Annotated in this window: 21 protein-coding genes; 10 read left to right on the plus strand and 11 right to left on the minus strand. The window is 39.8% G+C overall.

Annotated features, from left to right (window positions below; genetic code table 11):
- Positions 1 to 25: 25 nt before the first annotated feature.
- The 4 genes from atpA to TASI_RS00775 are packed head-to-tail and all read left to right on the plus strand — an operon-like array spanning position 26 to position 4,377.
- On the plus strand, positions 26 to 1,567 hold the full coding sequence (gene atpA / locus TASI_RS00760) for a F0F1 ATP synthase subunit alpha (protein WP_014110843.1): 1,542 nt from the start codon (positions 26 to 28) through the stop codon (positions 1,565 to 1,567).
- A 13-nt stretch (positions 1,568 to 1,580) separates the two neighbouring features.
- Positions 1,581 to 2,489: a F0F1 ATP synthase subunit gamma gene (gene atpG, locus TASI_RS00765; RefSeq protein WP_014110844.1), complete on the plus strand. Its 909-nt coding sequence runs from the start codon at positions 1,581 to 1,583 to the stop codon at positions 2,487 to 2,489.
- Between the two features lie 40 nt (positions 2,490 to 2,529).
- Positions 2,530 to 3,933, plus strand: coding sequence for a F0F1 ATP synthase subunit beta (gene atpD / locus TASI_RS00770; protein WP_014110845.1), 1,404 nt, complete (start codon positions 2,530 to 2,532; stop codon positions 3,931 to 3,933).
- Between the two features lie 15 nt (positions 3,934 to 3,948).
- Positions 3,949 to 4,377, plus strand: a complete 429-nt coding sequence (locus TASI_RS00775) for a F0F1 ATP synthase subunit epsilon (RefSeq protein WP_014110846.1) — start codon at positions 3,949 to 3,951, stop codon at positions 4,375 to 4,377.
- A gap of 113 nt (positions 4,378 to 4,490) precedes the next feature.
- Here the strand turns inward: TASI_RS00775 and TASI_RS00780 are convergent, their stop codons facing one another.
- Entirely contained in the window at positions 4,491 to 4,817 is a 327-nt protein-coding gene (locus TASI_RS00780) for a helix-turn-helix domain-containing protein (protein ID WP_014110847.1), read from the minus strand.
- Positions 4,818 to 5,410: 593 nt separating this feature from the next.
- Between TASI_RS00780 and TASI_RS00790 the strand changes: the two genes are divergently transcribed.
- The 4 genes from TASI_RS00790 to TASI_RS00805 are packed head-to-tail and all read left to right on the plus strand — an operon-like array spanning position 5,411 to position 10,961.
- On the plus strand, positions 5,411 to 8,068 hold the full coding sequence (locus TASI_RS00790) for a TonB-dependent receptor (protein WP_014110849.1): 2,658 nt from the start codon (positions 5,411 to 5,413) through the stop codon (positions 8,066 to 8,068).
- 10 nt (positions 8,069 to 8,078) lie between these two features.
- Positions 8,079 to 8,972, plus strand: a complete 894-nt coding sequence (locus tag TASI_RS00795) for an ABC transporter ATP-binding protein (RefSeq protein WP_014110850.1) — start codon at positions 8,079 to 8,081, stop codon at positions 8,970 to 8,972.
- Between the two features lie 16 nt (positions 8,973 to 8,988).
- Positions 8,989 to 9,672: a hypothetical protein gene (locus TASI_RS00800; RefSeq protein ID WP_014110851.1), complete on the plus strand. Its 684-nt coding sequence runs from the start codon at positions 8,989 to 8,991 to the stop codon at positions 9,670 to 9,672.
- Entirely contained in the window at positions 9,669 to 10,961 is a 1,293-nt protein-coding gene (locus TASI_RS00805; protein WP_014110852.1) for a DUF4857 domain-containing protein, read from the plus strand. Before TASI_RS00800 ends, TASI_RS00805 begins: the two co-directional genes overlap by 4 nt.
- Here TASI_RS00805 and TASI_RS00810 read toward each other — a convergent pair.
- From TASI_RS00810 to TASI_RS00830, 5 genes are all read right to left on the minus strand, one after another.
- Positions 10,958 to 12,241, minus strand: coding sequence for a TRAP transporter large permease (locus tag TASI_RS00810; RefSeq protein ID WP_014110853.1), 1,284 nt, complete (start codon positions 12,239 to 12,241; stop codon positions 10,958 to 10,960). The genes TASI_RS00805 and TASI_RS00810 overlap by 4 nt on opposite strands.
- 1 nt (position 12,242) lies before the next feature.
- Entirely contained in the window at positions 12,243 to 12,851 is a 609-nt protein-coding gene (locus TASI_RS00815) for a TRAP transporter small permease (RefSeq protein ID WP_014110854.1), read from the minus strand.
- A gap of 82 nt (positions 12,852 to 12,933) precedes the next feature.
- Positions 12,934 to 13,926 (minus strand): TRAP transporter substrate-binding protein, encoded by a 993-nt coding sequence (locus TASI_RS00820; RefSeq protein WP_014110855.1) that lies wholly within the window; start codon positions 13,924 to 13,926, stop codon positions 12,934 to 12,936.
- Between the two features lie 96 nt (positions 13,927 to 14,022).
- The gene (locus tag TASI_RS00825) at positions 14,023 to 15,093 is read right to left on the minus strand and encodes a CobW family GTP-binding protein (RefSeq protein WP_014110856.1); all 1,071 of its coding nucleotides are present in this window, start codon (positions 15,091 to 15,093) and stop codon (positions 14,023 to 14,025) included.
- Positions 15,094 to 15,129: 36 nt separating this feature from the next.
- Entirely contained in the window at positions 15,130 to 15,621 is a 492-nt protein-coding gene (locus TASI_RS00830) for a transcriptional repressor (protein ID WP_014110857.1), read from the minus strand.
- 283 nt (positions 15,622 to 15,904) lie between these two features.
- Between TASI_RS00830 and TASI_RS00835 the strand changes: the two genes are divergently transcribed.
- Entirely contained in the window at positions 15,905 to 16,621 is a 717-nt protein-coding gene (locus TASI_RS00835) for a metal ABC transporter ATP-binding protein (protein WP_044977881.1), read from the plus strand.
- Positions 16,621 to 17,481, plus strand: a complete 861-nt coding sequence (locus TASI_RS00840; RefSeq protein WP_014110860.1) for a metal ABC transporter permease — start codon at positions 16,621 to 16,623, stop codon at positions 17,479 to 17,481. Before TASI_RS00835 ends, TASI_RS00840 begins: the two co-directional genes overlap by 1 nt.
- 45 nt (positions 17,482 to 17,526) lie before the next feature.
- Here TASI_RS00840 and TASI_RS00845 read toward each other — a convergent pair whose 3' ends face one another.
- From TASI_RS00845 to gatA, 5 genes are read right to left on the minus strand one after another with little or no spacing between them, the layout of a single operon-like run.
- On the minus strand, positions 17,527 to 18,474 hold the full coding sequence (locus TASI_RS00845; RefSeq protein ID WP_044977883.1) for a tyrosine recombinase XerC: 948 nt from the start codon (positions 18,472 to 18,474) through the stop codon (positions 17,527 to 17,529).
- Positions 18,475 to 18,477: 3 nt separating this feature from the next.
- Positions 18,478 to 19,161 (minus strand): DUF484 family protein, encoded by a 684-nt coding sequence (locus TASI_RS00850; protein WP_014110862.1) that lies wholly within the window; start codon positions 19,159 to 19,161, stop codon positions 18,478 to 18,480.
- Complete coding sequence (dapF, locus tag TASI_RS00855) at positions 19,154 to 20,062, minus strand: diaminopimelate epimerase (RefSeq protein ID WP_014110863.1); 909 nt, start codon at positions 20,060 to 20,062, stop codon at positions 19,154 to 19,156. The genes TASI_RS00850 and dapF overlap by 8 nt, the downstream gene beginning before the upstream one ends.
- On the minus strand, positions 20,059 to 21,513 hold the full coding sequence (gene gatB, locus TASI_RS00860; protein ID WP_014110864.1) for an Asp-tRNA(Asn)/Glu-tRNA(Gln) amidotransferase subunit GatB: 1,455 nt from the start codon (positions 21,511 to 21,513) through the stop codon (positions 20,059 to 20,061). Before gatB ends, dapF begins: the two co-directional genes overlap by 4 nt.
- Complete coding sequence (gene gatA, locus TASI_RS00865; protein ID WP_014110865.1) at positions 21,513 to 23,024, minus strand: Asp-tRNA(Asn)/Glu-tRNA(Gln) amidotransferase subunit GatA; 1,512 nt, start codon at positions 23,022 to 23,024, stop codon at positions 21,513 to 21,515. The genes gatB and gatA overlap by 1 nt, the downstream gene beginning before the upstream one ends.
- Between the last annotated feature and the right edge of the window lie 38 nt (positions 23,025 to 23,062).

A 23,062-nucleotide genomic window follows, 5' to 3' on the forward strand; every position in this document is an offset into this window, starting at 1 on the left:
GTAACAAGGGTTTCAGGAGTATAAAATGCAACTCAATCCGTCAGAAATCAGTGATTTATTGCAAAGCCGCATCCAAGGTCTTAATGCATCCACTGATGTACGTACTCAGGGTACTGTAGTTTCAGTAACAGATGGTATCACCCGTATTCACGGCTTATCTGATGTTATGCAAGGGGAGATGTTAGAATTCCCAAATAACACTTACGGTCTTGCACTAAACTTAGAGAGAGACTCAGTTGGTGCCGTAATTTTGGGTAACTATATTGGCATATCTGAGGGTGACCAAGTTAAAACAACTGGTCGCATTCTTGAAGTACCCGTTGGTCCTGAACTTTTAGGTCGTGTGGTTAATACACTTGGTATGCCTATCGACGGAAAGGGCCCTATTAATGCTCAAATGACTGACGTAATCGAGAAAGTTGCTCCTGGTGTAATCGATCGTCAATCAGTGTCACAACCTCTTCAAACTGGTATTAAATCAATCGACTCCATGGTGCCTATCGGTCGTGGTCAACGTGAGTTGATTATTGGTGACCGTCAAACAGGTAAAACTGCTGTAGCTGTAGACGCAATCCTTAATCAAAAAGGCACAGGCGTTAAATGTATTTATGTAGCAGTTGGTCAAAAAGCTTCTACAGTTAACAATGTGGTTCGTACTCTAGAAGAGCATGGTGCTATGGAGTACACAATTGTAGTTTCTGCTACTGCCTCTGAATCTGCTGCTATGCAATATCTTGCTCCATATGCTGGATGCACTATGGGTGAGTACTTCAGAGATCGTGGAGAAGATGCACTAATTATTTATGATGATTTGACTAAGCAAGCATGGGCCTATCGTCAAGTATCACTTCTACTTCGTCGTCCACCTGGTCGTGAAGCATATCCAGGTGATATTTTCTATTTACACTCTCGTCTTCTAGAACGTGCAGCTCGCGTAAATACAGATTATGTGGAAAAGTTTACTAAAGGTGAAGTAACAGGAAAAACTGGGTCATTGACAGCATTGCCAATCATTGAAACTCAAGCAGGTGACGTATCTGCATTCGTACCTACAAACGTAATTTCAATTACGGACGGTCAAATCTTCCTTGAAACTGACTTATTTAATGCAGGTGTTCGTCCAGCGATTAACGCGGGTGTATCAGTATCACGTGTGGGTGGTTCGGCACAAACTAAAGTAGTTAAAAAACTATCAGGTGGTATTCGTACTGACTTGGCTCAGTACCGTGAATTGGCAGCATTCTCTCAATTCGCATCAGATCTTGATGAAGCAACTCGTCGTCAATTGGAACGCGGTAAACGTGTAGTTGAATTATTAAAACAACCGCAATATCAACCTCTTAAAGTTTGGGAACTTGCTATTTCTCTATATGCAGTAAATAACGGTTACTTAGATGATATTAAAGTTGAAGATGTTCTTCATTTCGAGAAACTTCTAAAAGATGATTTAGAGCGTTCTCATAAAGATATTATCGATGATATCGAGAGCAAAAAAGAGCTTACAAAAGAAAATGAAGCTAAGCTTAAGGAAGCTATTGCCAACTTTAAGAAAAATAGTTCATTCTAATTTAGGAATCTAAATGGCTGGAATTAAGGAAATCCGTAAAAAGATAAAGAGTGTTCAAAATACTCGTAAGATCACAAAAGCGATGGAGATGGTTGCTGCATCTAAGATGCGTAAAGCTCAAGATCGCATGAAAGCTGGTCGTCCATATACGGAAAAAATTCGTACTATTGCCATGCATATGATGATGACTAACCCAGACTACAGCCACGCTTATCTTGAAGAGCGTAAAAATCAGAAAAAAGTTGGGGTTGTCCTAATCACTACAGATAAAGGCTTGTGCGGCGGTTTAAATACCAATATCACACGCCTTATGGTTAATCGTCTTAAAGAATTTAATGCTCAAAATATTGAGATTCAAGCTACGGCTTTTGGAAGTAAAGGTATAGGATTTTTACAAAGAGCTGGTGTAGAGATTGTTTCTGAGCAAGTTAATTTAGGCGACAAACCAAATTTAGAATTGCTTATTGGTGCTTTGAAAGTACAGATTGATGATTATATGGAAGGAAGGATAGATGCCTTGTACATTGCCACCAGCCAATTCATCAATACTATGCGTCAGGTTCCATCTTTCTTTAGACTTTTGCCGCTGCCAGATGGTTTAGAGGATCCGTTTGCGACAGAAGTGGGGACTATTCAGGCAGAGGAAGAGCTTAAGCAAGAATATAGTTGGGATTACATTTTCGAGCCAAATGTTCAGGAAGTAATCGATGATTTATTGCATCGTTATGTTGAAGGTGTGGTCTATCAATCTGTAGCGGAAAACATGGCTTCAGAGCAATCTGCACGTATGGTCGCTATGAAAGCCGCATCAGATAATGCTAAGAAAGTTATTAACGAGCTTCAGTTGGAATACAACAAAACTCGTCAAGCAGCAATTACAAAAGAAATTTCAGAAATCGTGGGAGGTGCCGCAGCTGTTTAATCAGCATAAGCGTTGCCCGATGTTTATTTAAGGAAATAAAATGAGTAAAGGTACCATCGTACAGTGTATTGGAGCAGTGGTTGATATCAAATTCCCACGCGATAATATGCCTAATGTTTATGAAGCACTTGTTTTGGATAACAAGGGTGAGGAATCCTCTTACGCTGAAAAAGGTTTAACTTTTGAAGTGCAACAGCAACTAGGCGATGGTGTGGTTCGTACTATTGCACTTGGCTCAAGCGATGGTCTTAGCCGTGGCATGGCAGTAGATCGCACAAATGCACCTATTTCCGTACCAGTGGGTAATGGAACATTAGGTCGTATCATGGACGTATTAGGTCGCCCAATTGATGAGGCTGGTCCAATTGAGCATGAAGAAAAACGCAGCATTCACCAAGCGGCTCCAAAATTCGATGAATTATCTCCATCAGTGGAATTGCTTGAGACTGGTATTAAGGTGATTGACCTTGTATGCCCATTCGCTAAAGGCGGTAAAGTTGGTTTATTCGGTGGTGCGGGTGTAGGTAAAACCGTAAACATGATGGAGCTTATCAATAATATCGCTAAGCAACACTCTGGATTGTCTGTGTTTGCTGGCGTGGGTGAGCGTACTCGTGAAGGTAATGACTTCTATCACGAGATGGAAGAATCTAATGTCCTAGATAAAGTTGCGATGGTGTTCGGTCAGATGAATGAGCCTCCAGGTAACCGTCTACGTGTTGCGCTTACTGGCCTAACTATGGCTGAAAAATTCCGTGATGAAGGTCGTGACATTCTACTTTTCATCGATAATATTTATCGTTACACACTTGCTGGTACAGAGGTTTCGGCTCTTTTAGGACGTATGCCTTCAGCTGTAGGTTATCAGCCAACACTAGCAGAAGAGATGGGTGTGCTTCAAGAGCGTATTACTTCAACTAAAACTGGTTCGATTACTTCTATCCAAGCGGTTTACGTGCCTGCCGATGACTTGACTGACCCATCGCCAGCAACTACGTTCTTACACTTAGACTCTACAGTGGTTCTTTCACGTGATATCGCATCACTTGGTATTTATCCAGCAGTTGACCCGCTAGATTCTTCAAGCCGTCAGCTTGATCCACATGTTGTGGGTGAGGAGCACTACACAGTGGCTCGTGCGGTACAACAGACATTACAACGATATAAAGATTTACGCGATATTATTGCCATCTTAGGTATGGATGAATTGAGTCCAGAAGATAAGCAAACTGTGGCACGTGCTCGTAAAATTCAACGTTTCTTATCGCAGCCGTTCCACGTTGCTGAGGTATTTACTGGTGCTCCTGGTAAATATGTTCCACTTAGCGAAACAATTCGTGGATTCAAGATGATTGTAGATGGTGAGTGCGATTCACTTCCAGAACAAGCATTCTATATGGTTGGTACGATTGACGAAGCTTTTGAGAAAGCTAAGACTCTTTAATTAAAAGGAAATTTTATGTCGACTAAGACTTTAAAAGTTGACGTAGTTAGTGCGGAAGAGAGCATGTTCTCAGGAACTGCAAAAATGGTTGTTCTTCCAGGGGTGACTGGAGAGTTGGGTGTATTGCCAGGGCATACTCCACTAATCTCTCGTGTTAAGCCTGGCCGAGTAAAAATCACTCGCGAAGATGGCTCTGAGGAGACTTTGTTCGTTGCGGGTGGTTTGCTTGAGGTTCAACCATTTGCTGTGACTGTGCTTGCTGATACTGTTGTTCGTATGGAAGATCTTGACGAACAAAAAGCTCTTGAAGCACGCAAAAAAGCAGAAGAATCTCGTAAGAAAGCTACTTCACGCGAAGAGATTGCAGTTATTGAACGCGAACTTGAGATGCTTGCAGCTCAAGCACATTATGCTAGAGTGTATACAGAGAAAGTTAAGAAATAATTTTTTCTTTTTGTTTTATAAAAGGCCGCCTAATTGTAAGGCGGTTTTTTTATGGTGTATTGATTTTTTTTGTCGCAGAAAATGTAGAATAATATGCATTTTCGTCTTTAAGTCTACAAATCATCTATGATTTCAGGTCTTTTTTCAATCAAATTTAAAAGTTTAAGAGCACAACCACTAGGGTTTCTTTGACCCTGTTCCCATGACTTTAGTGTACTTGTAGAAACTCCTATTTGATTTGCAAATTGGCTTTGAGAGAGGCCAACTTTTTTTCTTATATTTGAAACCCTATTTTTATCAATAACAGTTTTTCTAGCAAAAACTTTGTTCTTGCATTGAATTAAAGAGGCTTTCAATTCTTTTTTGTGATTTTTTAGTTCAGGATCGTCTTGTATTAGGGCATTTAAAATGCTGTCGACATCAAAATTACTGGCTTTCATTATTTCTCCTGACTAAACCTTCTATAAATTTGGATTTTAAATTGCTAATCTCAGATTTCCTATAGATATAAAGTAGATAAATTTCCCCATGCATTAAATTGATTTTATAAATTACCCTCAACCCAGCTCTTTTTCCTGTATTATTTATTTCCCAACGAAATTTTCTACAACCGCCACTTGCAGGTATAACATCTCCGATATAAGGATTTAAGGAAAGATAAGAACATAATTTTAGTCTTTCTTCAGTTGAAAGTAACTTATCTACTTTTGATATAAAGATATCTGTCTCATAAATTGTATACATTTTAGCATTGTTTGTGTTCTAACACATTTGTATTTCTGTTATTTTTAATTCTATATTTTTCTATTATGGATATTAAGAGGGGGTAGACATAAAAATCCTGTTTCAACCACTAAATCAAACAAAATTGTGCAGAGTATTTATAAGATGGCATTGTTCAGTTTCTAATCTGAACAACGAAAAAACAAATAAAAAGTTACAAAACATTGACAAATTGTAAATAAGGTTTAGAATGCAAATAATAATGATAATCATAATCATTTATAAATTTAAACCTTTTAAAGTTAATATAATGTCATTTAAGTCCCAATTTCAGCACCATTCTACTGGTGCTACTTTTTTAAATTCTATAAACAAAAAAATAAATCTTTTCTCATTTACAGTTCTCGCTACTTGTATCATTACGGCTTTAACTCAAGCACAAGCGGCCACAAATGAAACAGATAAATCTAAAAAACAAGAAACGAAAAATACAGCTGCATTGCCAACTATTTCTGTTGTAGGTATTAGGAATCAATCTGGCACTGCGATGGTAGAAAATTCAAGCAAAACGGGATCAATAGAAGAAGCACTAGGACTTAAATCGCAAGTTCAAACTGCAAGTAACGCATTTAAAAGCTTGCAGGGAGGCGAAATCAGACCGCCACAAATCTCTATTTCGGGTGGACGGCCTTACGAAAACTTATATATTATCGATGGCCTAAGTAACAATAACTACATAACACCAGAAAAAGTTCAATCTAATATCGTTAATTCGCAGGGGCGTAGCGATTATTTTAATGACTTCCGCAAAGGCAGCGATCCAGCTGCTACAGCTCAAAGCTATAACCTCTCCGTTGACCAGCTGGAAAATATAGAGATTGAAGATTCAAGAATTTCTGTTAAATATAGTGGATTTACTGGAGGCATTATTAAGGCTGAGACACGCAAGCCAGATACAACTCACTTTGGCGGAAAGATTTACTACGGGCATTCAAGAAGTTCTTGGGATATTAAGCATTACGACGAAGCTCAACTAAAAGGCGAAGATTTTTATAAGTCTTATGATGCTACAAGACAGCCAGACTATACGAAGCATTCTTCAGGCGTAATGCTAAATATACCGTTTAATAATAATTGGGGTGCAATCATATCCTATGATAGAAAAGATTCTAAGATTCCAATTCTTTATTACGCTGGAAATGATCCCAAGTCCGCCTCACTGAAAGATCAAAGGCGAAAATCAGAGACTTTTCTAACAACGATAGGCGGAAGAACAGCATCTGGACTAGATATTAAGTTAACTGGTGTTTACTACAAATATAATGGAGATTATTTTAGTAGTCGGGCAATTAAATCAGGCTTTTCTCAAGATCAGGAAACCTATGACCTTTCTTTAAAACTCTCCAAAGATTTTGATTTAGGTAAGGGCACGGCTAAATTCAAATATGGTCAACTGCGAACAGCACGTGATATAGAATCAAGTTTATATTTACCGTGGTTAACTTTAGGCGATAAGAATTGGGGAGCACCTTATCCATATTCAGCAGAAGGATCACAAGCATCTGGCAGCATGTCTTTAAAACAACGAACATTATTAGCTTCTACAGATTTTGAATTTAATCCTATAGAAATAGGAAAAACAAAACACAAGTTTGCTTTAGGTGCTGAAATCGAAACATTTCTTGGCCACATGAAAAATGGCGGCTATATCGACTATATCATGACCCTTACATCTAAATTTCATGGTGCTTTAGCCCCAGGACAGGAAGGTGTTGGATATAACTTTGCAAGAACAAATGGTGACATACCAGATCAATTCTTCATAGCTAAAAACATATCCCCAGCTTTTGATAGATCTGCAAGAACTCAACGCATATCATTATGGCTAGAAGACACTATTACATTTGCTGACTTTAAATTAAGACCAGGCGTTAGATTTGACTATGATGATCAGTTTGAGAATTTCAATATAGCTCCTCGTGTTAGCGGAGAGTGGAATGTACTAGGAAAAGATCGAGTTATTTTAAAAGCTGGTGCTGGTCGTTACTATGGTGGGCCTAATTTGTATCATGCCTTATATAAAGGTTTATTTTCTACACGATACCAAAGAAAAGGGCTTGATCCATTGCCTGACGGTACATTGCCACCATTTGAATTCAAGCGTCATTGGATGAAGGGGGCAGACTATATTGCCAGCGAAATGGAAACGCCTTATTCAGATGAATTTAGTGCTGGATTTGATCTTAATCTACCACGAGGTTTTCATGTAGATTACAACTTTATAAATCGTGATTCGAAAAAAGGAATAACTGAACATCAAATTAAGACTAAAGATGGAGATACTACCTATGCCGCATCAAATGATGGTCGCGGCAATTTCAGAAGTCATACCTTATCGCTTACTAATGACTACTTCGCAAATCATTTCTTTAGTTTAAGTGCTACATGGAGTCGATCAAGATCAAGTTTTACGGATTACAAAACATTCACACTGACTGATTATGATGAGAAATTAAAACGTGATCGTTCGAGAGTGATTTACGAGGGCAACTTAATTGATGCGTCTGAATTGGATGCAGGTCAATTCAATACTCCATGGAATGTTGTTGGCTTCTGGCGTGGTAGATTATCTAAAAATGTTCTTTTATCAACAACCCTTACTTGGAAGGGAAAAACACCAGTCCTATTAGAAAAGGGTTGGAAGAAATTAAGCGATGGAACTCAAGTTAAATCATATGAGAAAAAAGAATTGCCACGTAGATTTACAGTAGATATGTCTTTAGAGGTGGAGATTTTCAAAAAAAGAAACTCCCATCTTAAGGCCACAGTCGATGTATTCAATGTATTTAATAGAAAAAATATAAATGGTATGGGCTTTATAAAAGATAGGAAAACGGACAAAAAAACGTACTTCAACTATTATGCACCAGGCAGATCTGTTCAAGCTCGCCTAGAGTATGTGTTCTAGCAAAATTTTTATGTCTAGTCCAATAATTAGGTGTTCACAGCTTTGCCATAGTTATGGGAGTCACGAAGTTATTAAAGATTTAAGCTTCGAGATTCCTAAAGGTGGCATATATGGATTGCTCGGTAAAAACGGAGCAGGAAAAACTACAACCATCAATATTCTTATGGGCTATCTTGAGCCCTGTAGTGGCGTATGTGAGGTTCTTGGTGATGCGAGTCATAAATTGCACGCCGAAACCAGAAAACGTATCGGGCTTTTGCACGAAGGCTTTATTCAATATGATTTTATGTCCATTGAGCAATTAGAGAAGTTTTATGGACATTTTTATTCCAAATGGCGTGCTGAAATTTTCTATGAATTAGTTTCTAAACTAAAGGTTCCAACAAATCGCAGATTATCAAGACTTTCATTCGGTCAAAAATCTCAGGTCTGTTTAGGCTTGCTTATGGCACAATCTCCTGATCTTATGATTCTTGATGATTATTCAATGGGCCTGGACGTTGGCTATCGCAGGCTTTTGCTAGATTATCTTAAAGAATATGTTCAAGAAAATGGTACAACCGTTTTGCTTACATCTCATATAGTTCAAGATCTTGAAAGACTAATTGACCATATGCTAATCATACAAGACGGCAAGCTTCTTTATTCCGCATCTCGTGGGCATTTTTTTGAAAATCTAAAGCAATGGAGTTTTGAAAATGACGATAATTCCTCTGAAATTAAGGACCCCACAAATATTCTTGTAAGTGTGGAGCGATTGCATAAGCACACATTGGTTAGCTCATTTAATGATGCAGAAGAAGTAAAAAACATGCTTCATAAACAAAATATAAATACAAGAAAATGGCTTGAAATTCCACTTAATTTTGAAGATGCATTTTTATGTTTAACTGGAAAATATTAGCCTTACGATTATATAAATGAAAACAACTCATCCACTTCTCGGTTTAGCTTATAAAGAATGGCTTAAATTACGCTATTTTGTATGGTTGCCTTTTATAGCCGCACTTATTGTTTTATTTTTCGCCTATAGCGAGATGCTTGGTTTAAAAACAGGTCATGGAAGTATCGCTATTTGGCGAATGATTGTGTTTAAAGAAGAAATTCCATTTAAGCATATATCGTATATACCATTTATATCTGGCATTTTGATAGCGGCCGCACAGTGGCTACCTGAAACTTTAAATAAAAAAATTAGATTGTTTTTTCATATACCTGTTAACCCTTATAAGTCATTATTATTGACTCTATTTGTGGGGGTAACTGTGCTTCTTGTTATAGCTTGCATTCTTTCATTTGGTATGCACTTTGTCACAAGCCTCTTCCTTCCGATTGAAGTTGCTCGCTTAATCTTGCTAACTATATTGCCATGGTGCATTGCTGGCTTTATCGCTTATGTCGTAACGGCAATGTTCTTAATAGAAACGCATTCCTTGCGTCGAGCTTTGTATTTGCTTGTCGGTGGCGTTTTTATTTATGCCCTATTTATATCTGAAACATATGGAAGTTATACAAATGCATTGCCATACTTTGCATTAATTGCGTTCGCTTTTCTGGTGGCAATGTTTTCTGTGCTCGACCGTATAAAAAGGGGAAACGCATGATACTTTTTTCGCGTATTTGTTTATATGCAATTTCAGTTTTGGCGATGGCGTCAGTATTGCCAACATATATAAAGCAAATTTTCCCATTAGGTTTTAAAACTACGATAATCGCCTATAGTGCGGATCGCAATAAATTAATTTTTAGCAAATATACTAATGGAGAATGGTCTTACGAAGACTCCGATGGAAAGCATTTAACGAAGGAGGAGTCGCAGAGAGCATTGCCATTTAAAAATTTACATTCATTAATGCGTAATAAGCAATTGCCTGAGCGTGTGGGGTCTTGGAAATTTGATGCAGAAACAGCTGTCAAATATATAGATAAAGAGCGGCTCTCAGCGAATCGATTGGATAAACCTGATACGGGTCTCTATACTCTTATGGAATCTAAACCTGGGATAAAGGGTTTTGCATCTCCAGATGACTTATTTCGCATGACAGCAAATGGCGTGGAATTTATTGATTTAGAAACTAACAAAATTAACTCCTCAAAAAGCAAGTATTTAAGCGATTTAATGCATGCACGTGGATTTAAATTTCCACATAGGTTTGTTGCTGATAGTCCTAGTACAAGAAAAGCTATAGATAATGGGGTGCTTCTTGTAGATAGCGATTATCGCGTGTTTCATTTAAAGCTTTTGGATGGAGAAATCCAACTCATGCGAACAAATGCCGTATTGCCCAAGTCCACAATAAGTATCGATGTGCTAGAGCAGCTTCGCAAGGAATATCATGGGGTGGTTACAACTGCTAGTGATATTTATTTGTTGCGTTGGGATGATTATTCTTTGGTTCGTATACCGTTTAGTAAATATGATCCCTTTTCAGAAAACGTGGCAATGGATGGCGATTATCTAAATTGGGAATTTTCGAGAGCATTGCCAGATAGTTCACGTCGTGATTTTGTTTTAACAGATAGAAATATCACACCAAGTCTAATGCATCATTGGAAGTTAAACGGAGTATTTGATGCTCGGAAAAGCTTGATAAATAATGGGATAGGTTTTTTCTTTCCCTATTATGTGAAATTTTCTCTACACGAACGCTCACAAAATAATATTTATATAAGAGGAACTCAGGCGAATTGGTGGGTCATAGCTCTTGGAATACTCGCCTCGATAGGGGCATATGTCTTGTGCTGGAGAAAGAGGGCGGGAACATTGCCACCTTTAGGAGATGTATTGTTTTTATGTGTGAGTGGATTTTATGGGCTTATCGTATTATTAATTTTAGGCCCAGTTCATAAAAAAGCTCGACGTTTCCGCCGAGCCCCAATAAGTACATTCTAATTCTGGCCAATCACATTCGGAAGCCAAATCGAAATCTCTGGAACGTATGTAATCAAAATCAAGAACAAAAGCATAATCATCAGCCATGGAAGCGTCGCACGAATCACTTTTTCGACTGGCAGCTTTGTAATCGCAGATGATACAAAAAGATTCAACCCAACCGGAGGCGTAATTAAGCCAATCTCCATATTTACGACCATCATTACACCAAAGTGAATTGGATCGATTCCTAGTTGGGTGGCAATAGGGAAGAGAATCGGCACCATAATCAAAATAATCGCCGAAGGTTCCATAAACGCACCTGCAACAAGCAGAATCAAGTTAACAACAATCAAGAACTGCCATGCTTCAAGATTCATATCTGCAACGATGCGTGTGATATCTTGAGGAATATTTTCCGTAGTCAATACATGTGCAAATAACATCGCATTTGCAATGATAAACATAAGCATTACGCTTAGTTTTGCAGCCTCGAGAACTACACGTGGACACTCTTTTAGCTTAATATCTTTGTATACAAACACAGCCACAAAAAACGAATATGCCGCCGCAACAGCCGCCGCTTCAGTTGCTGTAAATGCACCCGAATAAATCCCACCTAAAATAATAAATACAAGAATCAATCCCCACAATGCTTTGCGTGCTGAGACAATCCATTCACGGAAAGTAGCACGAGGTTGTGCAGGAAGATTTTTGCGACGTGCCACGATATAAATCGCAACCATAAGCACAGTACCAAGCAACAGCCCTGGTATCACGCCCGCCATAAACAAGCGTCCCACAGATTGCTCAGTCACAGCCGCATACACGACCATCGTAATAGAAGGCGGAATCAGAATGCCCAAAGTCCCTGCATTTGTAACGATACCTGTGCCAAACTCTAGGGGATACCCAGAGCGGACCATGCCCGCAATCGTAATCGAGCCAACAGCCGCCACCGTCGCAGGACTTGACCCTGACAATGCCGCAAACAACATGCACGACAACACCGACGCAATCGCCAAACCGCCGCGAATATGGCCTACCGTAGCATTTGCGAAATCGATTAATCGCTTAGCCACACCGCCTGTGGTCATAAATGCCCCTGCGAGCAAGAAAAACGGAATCGCAAGCAAAGTGTAGTGCTCTGAGGTTTCGAAAATTTTTACGGCAATCGAGGAAATCGAATCCGCACTAAAGAATAAAATGATAATGCTGCTAGATAGGCCTAATGAAAACGCAACGGGAACTCCCATCAACATAAAGAAGAAAAGAGTGCCAAATAAAACTAATATCGACATTTTAAATTTCTCCTTCAGCTTGCAGTTTCAATGCATCTTCCGTTTCATCGGCCAAACCGATACTGTGTTGTTTGCCCTGCAAAATGCGAATTAATATTTCGACAAAGCGATAAATAAGCAATGCATAGCCAAGCAGCAAAATCAAACCAATATGCCAAAGCTTAATGCCAAACATCTCAAGATCTTCCGCTTCCACATCGGCCGTATACAAAGCATTCACCCATTCCCAAGCCGCATACACAACAATGCCACAGTAAACAATACATAGAACTACAGCTACGGTGGCAATGCTTCTCTGTACATTCAGTGGAAATCTTTTCGTCAGAATATCGATTCCTATATGTCCAGCCGTTCTTACTCCATATGAGGCACCTAAAAACACTAACACGGCACACAATAATTTCGTCAAAGCCAGTGTGTAAGTCATTGAAGAGGCTGCTTCCAAAATAAAAATTCCTACATCTTCAAAAAATGAAATTTTTGAACCTAGCCATAAAAAGGGCTCGTAAAGTTTATTTAGCAAAACATATATGAACGTTACTAAAGTCATAGCCGACAGCCCGAAGATTAAGAAAAATTCTTCTAATCTGCTTAGCACTTTATTAGACATAATTACCACCTACTGCAATGAAAAAAGAGCCCCGTCGCTTATCGCAGCTTCAGGGCTCGGGGGAGGAGTATTCAGTACCCTATTAGTTATTTGATTTTTGGGCAGCCTCGATTAAATCGGTACCGATTTCGCCCTCAAATTTTTTCCAAACAGGAACCATAGCCTTACGCCACTCATCTTTTTCAGCGTCAGTGAGTGTAAGGATTTCAGTTGTTCCAGCTTTAATAATGCGATCTTTTTCTCTTTGATTTAATGCTTGAGCTTCTTGATTAACTTTCACTGTAACATCAGCCAAAATTTCCTCTAAACCTTTACGGATATCATCAGGTAATCCACTCCAGAATTTATCGCTTGTGATTACCATATAACCTAATGGTGCATGTCCGGTTTCAGTTATATATTTTTGAACTTCATGCATCTTTTGAGAGTACACATTTGAGTATGGGTTCTCAGTACCGTCTACAACACCTGACTGAAGACCTTGATAAACCTCAGCGAATGCCATTTTGCGTGGAATAGCAGTTAGTCGTTTAAATTGGGCATCAAGAACGTCCGAAGCTTGAACTCGGAATTTTAATCCACGAGCATCTGAAGGTTTACGTAATGGTTTATTAGCTGACATATGTTTAACATCATTGTTCCAATAAGCTAAACCTATAATTCCTTTATCGCGCATTGAATTGAGTAATTCTTTACCTTTATCACTGATTTGGAATTTCTCTACAGCAGCTATATCTTCAAAAAGGAAAGGCAAATCGAAAATTTGAATTTTCTTTTGATATTTAGAGAATTTCGCTAATGATGGAGCTAGCATCTGAACATTCCCTGTTAAAAGAGCTTCCATCTCTTTACCGTCACCGTATAGAGATGAGTTCGGATAAGTCTCTACTTTAACTCTTCCAGGAAATTTTTCTTCAGCCAATTTTTTAAATAAATCGGCCCCTTTGCCTTTAGGTGTATCAGATGCAACAACGTGTGAAAATTTGATTACGATAGGCTCATCTGCAAATGACGGGCTCACTAGTGCACATCCAAGTGCCACTACTGACAATGCTTTCATAAAAAATGGCTTCATATAAAAATCCTCAGAAGTAAATTTATAAATCTACGATAAGCTATTTTTAAAATGAAGCCCTTAGTACATTCCCTTAAATTAAGGGAAAAACCTAGCCTACGCCAGACATTGATTTAGTCCCTCAGTGAACACATCGTGCGGCAGATTTTTTCCGATAAATACGATTTTGCTTTGTTTCTTAGAAGAGCCCCACGGTTGTCCAGGATTTGTACCCAAGACCATATGCACACCTTGAAGTAGGAATTTTACAGGTGCCCCTTTGATATAAATGATACCCTTGTAACGATACATATCAGGCCCATAAACTTGCACAAGCCCACTTAAGAATTCATCCAAGCGAACAGGGTCAAATGGCTTATCTGAAGTATATACAAATGCCTTTATCGCATCGTTGTGATGTGAGTGGTGGTGGTCATGGTGATGGTGATGATCGTGGTCATGTTCATGGTCATGGTGGCAATGTTCCCCGCACTCATGGTCGTGTTCATGTTCATCGTCTTCGCATTTTAAAAATTCTGGGTCTATCTCCAAAATTTCATTCAAATTAAATCCAGACACACTTAGAATTTTCTTAAGGTCAACCTCACCGAAGTTCACAGGCATAATTTCTGCACGTGGATTCATATGAACTAGTCTATGACGTAGGTCCTCGTATTCTTCTTTGCTTACTAAATCAACTTTAGAAATTAATATCCTATCAGCAAATCCCACTTGAGTTTGAGCTTCAATCTCATTTGTTAATGTGTCCATGCCATGTTTTGCATCTACAATGGTAATAACTGCATCTAGCCTATAGAATGCGGCTACTTCATCGTTAAGAAAGAAGGTTTGGCAAATAGGGCCTGGATTTGCAACACCCGTGGTTTCTATAATAACTCTCTCGAAATTACTTTCACCTGAGTCTAATCTAGCTTTTAAATCTAAAAGTGTATTCTCTAAGTCCACGCGAACAGAACAACAAATACATCCATTATTTAATTCGATTATTTCTTCGCCAGTGGATTGAATCAAAATCTCATTATCGATATTTTCTTCACCGAATTCATTTTCGATTACTGCAATGCGTTGGCCGTGAGACTCTGTAAGTATTCTTTTAAGAAGGGTAGTTTTACCTGCACCTAAAAATCCAGTCAGTACAGTAACTGGGATCATATTTTTCTGTTGCATATATGGATAATTTCTTTTATTAAATAATCTTACATTTTAAAAGAAAATATGTTTTTGGCGACACTCACTACAAATAGAACGAATTTCTGTTTTGGGAGAGCGGTTTTCAAATCCTGCAGATTCTAAAAGGGATGTGATAAAGGGTGAGATATCGGTTGGGTCAAGTTCTTGAACTTTATTACATCTAGAGCATACGGCAATAACGCTTATATCATCTTGGCTTTCTTCGTCTTCGTGATCAAAATTATTACATGCAACCCAACCGTTGATAGTGTCTACTCTGTGTACAAATCCTTCTTGAACAAGAAATTCAAGGGCTCTATAAACAGTTGCTGGCTGAGAGCTTTTATGATGAGCTTTCATCATATCGAGTAACTCATACGCTTTAAGACTACGGGCAGCCTGAAGAAGTAGTATTAAAACCTGTGAGCGAATGGGTGTGAGGCGAAGTCCTCTTTGATTGCAAATTTCTGTTGCTTGCTTAATACGGTCCTGGATATTTGCAGTGAGAATTTTAGGGGCTGCCATAGACTTGCTTAATTTGATATGTTATAACATTGTGAAATAATATAACGATACTATGTATCATTAAGTGTTGAGATATTTTATATTCAATTCTTTACATATTATTGAAACCCGTAAGTCGTTATTAGGTGGATACCATAGAAAAGCGCGATACGAACCATAATCATGATCACGGTAAGGTAAAACGTAGTTTGCTTACTTCTTCCGCTCTAAGCAGATTGGTCATGGTTCTGGTATTATTAGCGATTATGTGGTTTGTAGCTTTTAATCTACTTGAGTGGTAGTTATGGACGCGATTAGGTTATCAAACGTAACTCTGTATCATCCTCATCATACACACTCTCCAATCCTTAACGATGTGACGGGAGAATTTCAAGCAGGGTCTCTCACTGCAGTATATGGGCCTAACGGCGCAGGAAAGACCATGCTCATGAAAACTTTGGCTGGGCTCATAAAGCCTGACCAAGGATGCGTTGACTACGCCCCTTCTCTCCATCGTGATGTGAGTTTTGTGCCACAGATTAGTCACATCGATAGGGGCTTCGCGATAACTGTGGCCGACTTTGTGGCACTGGGAGCTGGTTATAGAGTTGGGCTCTTCAGTCGCTTTAGAGAGGAAGAACTCAGACTAATAGAGCACTCTCTCGAGCGAGTCGGTTTGCACAGTAGGTCAAATTGCCTCATTTCTGAACTATCGGGTGGGCAAATGCAACGCTTACTCATTGCCAGACTAATTCTAAGAGATCCCAAAGTTGTACTACTTGATGAGCCGTTTTCTGCGATAGATAACGATGCATTGCCACTTTTGATGCAAGTTATCCTCGATTTTATTGCGGACGGAAAAACTGTAATCGCCGTCTCCCACGATCAAAATCAAATTCGCACATATTTTCCGCAGACTTTGCTTTTGTCGGGATGCGTTGTTTATTGGGGTGATACGGCAACTGCATTAAATCCAGAGAATTTGTCAAAAGCTCGAGATCTTGCTTTGAAGGGGTTCTAATGTACGAATTTTTTATAGAGCCCTTTGTTGTCGACCTTACCATGTCATATGCCCTTGTAGCGGGCCTATTTCTGTGCATCTCCGCAAGTGTGCTTGGTGTATTTTTGGTTATCCGTCGCATGAGCTTGGTGGCTGATGCGATGTCTCACGCTTTGCTTCCAGGAGTAGCAATTGGGATGATGATCGCAGGGTCCGCATCGCTTGTTGTGCTTGCGGGTGGCGTAATAACGGGGCTGGTAGTGGCTATCGGAGCAGGTATTATTATGCAAAATACGCATCTGAAAGAGGATGCGAGCTTTGCGACTACCTATATTTTGTCCCTCTCTTTAGGTATGATTTTAGTTGGCAATGACGGACACGAGCTCTCCCATATTCTTTTTGGAACTATTTACAATATTTCGGATATCGATATATGGGTCATACTGATTGTTAGCAGTGTAACCATGATTTTGCTTGCTTTGTTTTACCGTCCAATTGTTATGGAATGTCTCGACCCTTTATTCATGAGAATGGACGGCGGTCTTGGGCGAATTACACATCTTTTGTTTTTAGTGATGCTAGCTTTTAACTTAGTTGCTGGGTACAAGGTACTAGGAACTTTATTAGTAGTTAGTGTGATGCTACTGCCTGCGATTACTTCTACATTTGTTACAAGAAGTTTAGAGCGACAAATCGTTCTATCCGCAATAATATCGCTTTGCATTTTGTATTTTGGTCTTGTAATTGCCTACAATTATAATTTTCCTCCTTCCGCTATAATCGCCATTTTAGGCGGTGTTTGCTATGTAGTGGCATTACTTTTTGGTGCTCAAAAAGGGATACTACGCCGCACTAGTAAGATTCAAGCTTCCCCTGTTTAACCACATAAAACAAGCCTTTCCAATAGCCCTATTTTTGTGCATCGATTATTTTCGAGGCTTTTTCTTCGCACGTGGATGTGCCTTATCGTAGACTTCGGAGAGATGTTGAAAGTCCAATCTCGTATATAGTTGCGTAGTAGATATTTTAGAGTGACCTAGCAAATCCTGCACTGCACGCAAATCTTGAGAAGACTGTAATAGATGACTAGCGAAACTGTGTCTTAAAACATGAGGATGAATATTTGATGGGATATTTGTTTTCGCAGCAAGTATTTTAAGCTGCAGTTGCACTACACGAGGCGAGATGCGCTTGCCCTTAGTGCCTAAAAACAAAGCATATTTATCGCTTGCACTCGTCTTAGGGCTTTCCAATTCAACACGCCTCGAAAGCCAATCACGAATCGCCTCCTCTGCCTTCGCCCCAAGCGGCACAATACGCGGTTTGCGGCCCTTACCGATAACAGATATCTCATGTGCATCAAGATCAAGCCATCCTTGCGATTCATAGCTACTGCTTTTGTGAAATTCAATATCCAAATTCACAAGCTCAGACAGACGCAGACCACTTGAATACAGTAGCTCGAACATCGCCTGATCGCGGGCGTGCACAGCAGAATTATCGTCCGTCTGAATACCCACATCGAGCAGCATCTTCGCCTCATCCGCTGTCAATGCCTTCGGAAGCGGTCGTGCCACTTTCGGCGTCTTCACACCCAAAGTCGGATTCATATCCAACCCATATTTCAGCGAATACCATTTATAAAAATTGCGCCACGAAGATAAAATACGCATCAAGGAGCGAGGATTAAAATCTCTCGAATGTAAGGTGGCAATGCCTTGGCGAATCTCCATATTCGTTAATTCGCCCAGCTCCCTCTCGGGATAGAGTTCTGCGAGATGATTAAGATCACGCCTATAAGCGGCCACCGTATGAACCGAGGAATTTTTATCAATTCTCAGACTCTCAAGCCACTCATTTACGTAATCTGACATAAGCTAAACTGGAGTTAATTCAGGAAAATCTTCTTCGTTATCACCCTGATCTAACCGTGACAATGCCGCCACCACCAAATCGTGAATCATCTGCAAAAATGTGGTCCCCATTTCATCACTAAAATGAGAAACAGAACGATGAGAAAACCCTAAGATTCCAACAACTCTTTCTTTATAGGTAAGTGGAATAAGTGCGAAACTTCCAGATTCAGCTGTCCACCACTGCTTGATATCTTCAAGTACCATTGAACCTAAGTATGGCTTCTCAAGCCCTTGAGCCCATTTTTCAACTTCCTCGTTTTTATAATTGTATGGATGATTTTCGTTTATCAAATTCCACAACTTAAGTTCCACATTAAGCTCAGGAAAAACTTTTTGCAAACCAGTATGAATTACAAGTGGCAATTGATGTGGATTCTTTTCGGCCACTAATTGCACACACCATTGCAAAATACTATCGTTTATTTGCTTATTATCGTCTGCAACTGTAGCTAGAACTTCAAGGCCTTCTTCTAGAATAGAATTACGAGCACGTAAAGTGTTTATTTGCTTTTCAAGTAATGAGATGGTCCCACTTCCATTCGGATCAGGCACTTTCATCGAAATAAATAATTCCTCATATTGCATAAAAAAATCGGGGTTTTCCGACAAAAAATTTGCAATCTCTTGAGCCTTTTGATCATTCATTTGTTAATCCCTCTTTCGGAATGTCCGACAGTAATTTATCGATATCGATTTGGCCTTCAAACACCGTAGTCGCAGGCCCTCTCATACACACGTTCGAGCCATAATAGCTAATTTCAATAGTGCCGCCACGCATATTAACACTAACAGGGCTCTCTAATAAGCCACGTCGAATACCCGAGACAACGGCCGCACAAGCCCCCGTCCCGCAAGCTAATGTCTCTCCCGCACCGCGCTCATAGACCCTAAGATTAATTTCATGAACCGATAAAATCTGCATAAACCCTGCGTTTATGCGGTTTGCAAAGTAGGGGTGCGATTCAATTAGAGGTCCCTGAGATAGTACAGGTGCCGTCTGAACATCAGTAACGATTTGAACAGCGTGTGGATTGGCCATGCTTACGACCGTTATTTCTATGGTGCTTCCATTATTTAGTGGCAATGCCCACACATCCGCTTCATTTTCTTTTCGCAAGCTTAATCCTTGCGTATCAAATCCCACATTTTCCGCATCAAATGAAGCAGGGCCCATATCAACGGTGACGGATGAATCATCGTTTCTATATAAGCTAATAACGCCTGTTGCGATTTCAGCTTTAATCGGATTGCGTCCAGAGAGATGCTTTTCATGAACAAACTGAACAAAGCAACGAGCACCATTGCCACAATTTTCAACTTCAGATCCGTCCGAATTAAATATTCGATATTTGAAATCGGCTTCTGGATGGCTTGGATTTTCAACAATAAGAACTTGGTCCGCACCTACACCAAACTGTCTGTGGGCAATGGCACGGATAATTTCAGGCGTAATTTCAAGAAAATCACTAACGGCATCGAGGATAACAAAATCATTTCCCACGCCATGCATCTTAGTGAATTTCCAAATTCTATGCCCTGTAATCATTTTAGTTTTTCAGCCAATACTTCGTTAACTTGAGCAGGATTTGCCTTCCCTTTAGCCACTTTCATTACTTTGCCCACTAAGGAATTAAATGCTTTTTGTTTGCCTGCTTTAAATTCGGCAACAATATCCGCATTCTCCGCTAAGACTTGATCAATCATCGCAGAAATCGCACCACTATCATTGATTTGTTTAAGCCCTTTAGCTTCAATAATTGCATCTGGATCGCCGCCATTTTCGCCGCTCCACATGGATTGAAAAACGTCTTTAGCGATTTTGCTTGATATGGTTTTATCTTCAATGCGCTTAATCAATGTGGCCATATGTTCCGCAGTAATAGGGCATTGATTGAAACCTAATTCTTCGCGGTTTAGATTTGCCGAGATATCGCCCATAATCCAGTTAGCGACAAGCTGAGCATTTTGGCTTCCAGCAAGTGATAGGAGTCTCTCGAAATAGTCTGCCATCTCACGAGATTGGGTAAGTTGAGCTGCATGATACTCAGAAAGCCCGAAATCTTTGCTATATCTAGCTTTGCGAGTTTGTGGAAGTTCAGGCATTTCACTGCGAACTTTTTCAATCCACGCATCATCGATATGAAGAGGCGGAAGGTCGGGACAAGGGAAATATCTGTAGTCATGTGCATCTTCTTTTGAACGCATGCTTCTAGTTTCATCATTTATATCATCGTAAAGACGAGTTTCTTGCGTTACTTTGCCGCCGTCTTCGATAAGCTCAATTTGTCTGCGAGCCTCGTAATGAATCGCCTTTTCCATAAACTTAAATGAGTTTAAGTTTTTAATTTCAGTGCGCGTACCAAACTCATTTGAACCCTTAGGTCTTACGGAGATATTAACGTCGCATCGGAAAGAACCTTCCTGCATATTTCCATCGCATACACCCAACCATACAACAAGACTATGTAATGCACGTGCATATGCAACCGCCTCAGCCGCAGAACGAATTTCAGGCTCAGTCACAATCTCAAGCAAGGGAGTACCAGTGCGATTTAAGTCGATGCCTGATGATTTTTCGCCTAATGGACCTTCAAAATCCTCATGCAATGATTTGCCCGCATCTTCCTCCAAATGAGCACGAGTCAAATTTACAGTGTGCTCCGTTTCACCTACATAGAACTTAACCTTTCCGCCCACAACAGTTGGGTCTTCATATTGCGAAGTCTGATAATTTTTAGGTAGGTCAGGATAAAAATAATGCTTGCGTGCAAAAATCGAAATAGGTGCAATTTTCGCTTCAACCGCAATACCAAACGCTATTGCACGCTCTACCGCCCCATAATTCATTACTGGCAATGTCCCCGGCAACGCCATATCCACTGCATTCGCTTGAGTATTTGGCTCAGCTCCAAATGCTGTACTACTACCAGAGAATATTTTTGATTTAGTCGATAGCTGTGCGTGTGTCTCAAGACCGATAACAATTTCCCATTCCATTATGCAATCTCCAACTCACGTAAATGCCAATCAGTATGTTGTTGATAAATATGACCAAGTGCAAGTAATGCACCCTCATCAAAATGCTTACCGACAATCTGTAAACCAATAGGACGCCTACCCGAAACACCGCCAAATCCGCATGGAATGGACATTCCAGGCAAACCAGCCAAACTAACGCCAAGTGTATAAATATCCGCAAGCCAATCAGCCGTCACATCGTCCGAATTTTCGCCTATGTTTTTAGCGACGGTTGGAGTAACAGGACCTACAATAAAATCGCATTCTTCTTTTAAAGCATGGTCAAAATCCTGAGCCAACAATCTGCGCACTTTCTGAGCTTGCAAATAATATGCATCATAGTATCCGTGTGATAACACATATGTGCCCACCATAATGCGACGTTGCACTTCAGGACCAAATCCTTCAGAGCGTGAACGCGATACCATCTGCTCTATACCCTGATAATCCGAACTTCTATGCCCATATCGCACACCATCGTATCGTGATAGATTGCTTGAAGCCTCTGCTGGTGCAATTACATAATAAGCAGGGATAGCAAATTTTGTCCGTGGCAATGACACCTCGACTCGCCTTGCTCCCAATTCAACCATCTTCTCGATAGCCGCCTCAGTAGCAGCTCTTACTTCATCAGATAGTCCTTCTGCGAAGTACTCTTTAGGAACACCGATTCGTAAACCTTCAAGCGGTTTAGAACCTTTGTTTTCGAACTTTTCTAATGCGGTTTTAAATTCTGCTTTTACGCGTCCTTGCTTGTTTTCAGAAGATCCACAAACTTGAAGCGATGTTGAATCTTTTGGATCAAACCCAGACATAATATCAAGCATTTCTACTAGGTCTTCACATGAATGTGCGATAGGACCCGCCTGATCTAAGCTTGAAGCAAAAGCTATCATGCCATAACGTGACACTGTGCCATAAGTAGGCTTTATACCAGATACACCACAAAGGGCAGATGGTTGTCTAACAGATCCCCCTGTGTCAGTACCTGTAGTAGCACAAACAATGCCTGCAGCTACAGCGGCAGCCGAGCCACCTGAAGAACCTCCTGGTACAGCTTCTAAATCCCAAGGGTTTAAGCATGGACCAAAAGCGGAATTTTCATTTCCAGAGCCCATAGCAAATTCATCGCAATTTAGTTTACCGATATTAACGGAGCCGACTGCATTTAAATGCTCAACTACAGTGGCATCAAAAGGAGATACATAAGATTCAAGCATTTTGCTTGCAGCTGTAGTTCTCCAGCCCTTTGTTACGAATATGTCCTTATGTGCAATAGGTATGCCTGTTAATGCGGTTTGACGACCCTCTGCAATCATCTGATCTGCAATCTTCGCTTGAGCTAAAGTTAACTCTGGATCGATATGTAAAAATGCATTTAATTTTGAGAGTTTTTCGGCTTTCTCTAAACTTAGCTTAGCAAGTTCAGAAGCACTAATTTCTTTGTTATCCAGTGCTTTGCGCACTGAATTTATTGATGTTAGACGCATGAAATTTAATTAAGAAATTTTGTTTAGATTATTTTAAT

Origin of the sequence: Taylorella asinigenitalis MCE3 (assembly GCF_000226625.1) — a bacterium.
GTDB classification, from domain to species: domain Bacteria; phylum Pseudomonadota; class Gammaproteobacteria; order Burkholderiales; family Burkholderiaceae_B; genus Taylorella; species Taylorella asinigenitalis.

Excerpts from the sequence above, each read along its gene's own strand:
- dapF (WP_014110863.1), bottom strand. The coding sequence starts at position 20,062 with ATGATTACAGGGCATAGAATTTGGAAATTCACTAAGATGCATGGCGTG.
- TASI_RS00775 (WP_014110846.1), top strand. The coding sequence starts at position 3,949 with ATGTCGACTAAGACTTTAAAAGTTGACGTAGTTAGTGCGGAAGAGAGC.
- TASI_RS00830 (WP_014110857.1), bottom strand. The coding sequence starts at position 15,621 with ATGGCAGCCCCTAAAATTCTCACTGCAAATATCCAGGACCGTATTAAG.
- TASI_RS00825 (WP_014110856.1), bottom strand. The coding sequence starts at position 15,093 with ATGCAACAGAAAAATATGATCCCAGTTACTGTACTGACTGGATTTTTA.
- gatA (WP_014110865.1), bottom strand. The coding sequence starts at position 23,024 with ATGCGTCTAACATCAATAAATTCAGTGCGCAAAGCACTGGATAACAAA.
- TASI_RS00810 (WP_014110853.1), bottom strand. The coding sequence starts at position 12,241 with ATGTCGATATTAGTTTTATTTGGCACTCTTTTCTTCTTTATGTTGATG.
- TASI_RS00815 (WP_014110854.1), bottom strand. The coding sequence starts at position 12,851 with ATGTCTAATAAAGTGCTAAGCAGATTAGAAGAATTTTTCTTAATCTTC.
- TASI_RS00780 (WP_014110847.1), bottom strand. The coding sequence starts at position 4,817 with ATGAAAGCCAGTAATTTTGATGTCGACAGCATTTTAAATGCCCTAATA.
- TASI_RS00805 (WP_014110852.1), top strand. The coding sequence starts at position 9,669 with ATGATACTTTTTTCGCGTATTTGTTTATATGCAATTTCAGTTTTGGCG.
- atpG (WP_014110844.1), top strand. The coding sequence starts at position 1,581 with ATGGCTGGAATTAAGGAAATCCGTAAAAAGATAAAGAGTGTTCAAAAT.
- TASI_RS00795 (WP_014110850.1), top strand. The coding sequence starts at position 8,079 with ATGTCTAGTCCAATAATTAGGTGTTCACAGCTTTGCCATAGTTATGGG.
- TASI_RS00840 (WP_014110860.1), top strand. The coding sequence starts at position 16,621 with ATGTACGAATTTTTTATAGAGCCCTTTGTTGTCGACCTTACCATGTCA.
- TASI_RS00800 (WP_014110851.1), top strand. The coding sequence starts at position 8,989 with ATGAAAACAACTCATCCACTTCTCGGTTTAGCTTATAAAGAATGGCTT.
- TASI_RS00845 (WP_044977883.1), bottom strand. The coding sequence starts at position 18,474 with ATGTCAGATTACGTAAATGAGTGGCTTGAGAGTCTGAGAATTGATAAA.
- atpD (WP_014110845.1), top strand. The coding sequence starts at position 2,530 with ATGAGTAAAGGTACCATCGTACAGTGTATTGGAGCAGTGGTTGATATC.
- TASI_RS00835 (WP_044977881.1), top strand. The coding sequence starts at position 15,905 with ATGGACGCGATTAGGTTATCAAACGTAACTCTGTATCATCCTCATCAT.
- gatB (WP_014110864.1), bottom strand. The coding sequence starts at position 21,513 with ATGGAATGGGAAATTGTTATCGGTCTTGAGACACACGCACAGCTATCG.
- atpA (WP_014110843.1), top strand. The coding sequence starts at position 26 with ATGCAACTCAATCCGTCAGAAATCAGTGATTTATTGCAAAGCCGCATC.
- TASI_RS00790 (WP_014110849.1), top strand. The coding sequence starts at position 5,411 with ATGTCATTTAAGTCCCAATTTCAGCACCATTCTACTGGTGCTACTTTT.
- TASI_RS00850 (WP_014110862.1), bottom strand. The coding sequence starts at position 19,161 with ATGAATGATCAAAAGGCTCAAGAGATTGCAAATTTTTTGTCGGAAAAC.
- TASI_RS00820 (WP_014110855.1), bottom strand. The coding sequence starts at position 13,926 with ATGAAGCCATTTTTTATGAAAGCATTGTCAGTAGTGGCACTTGGATGT.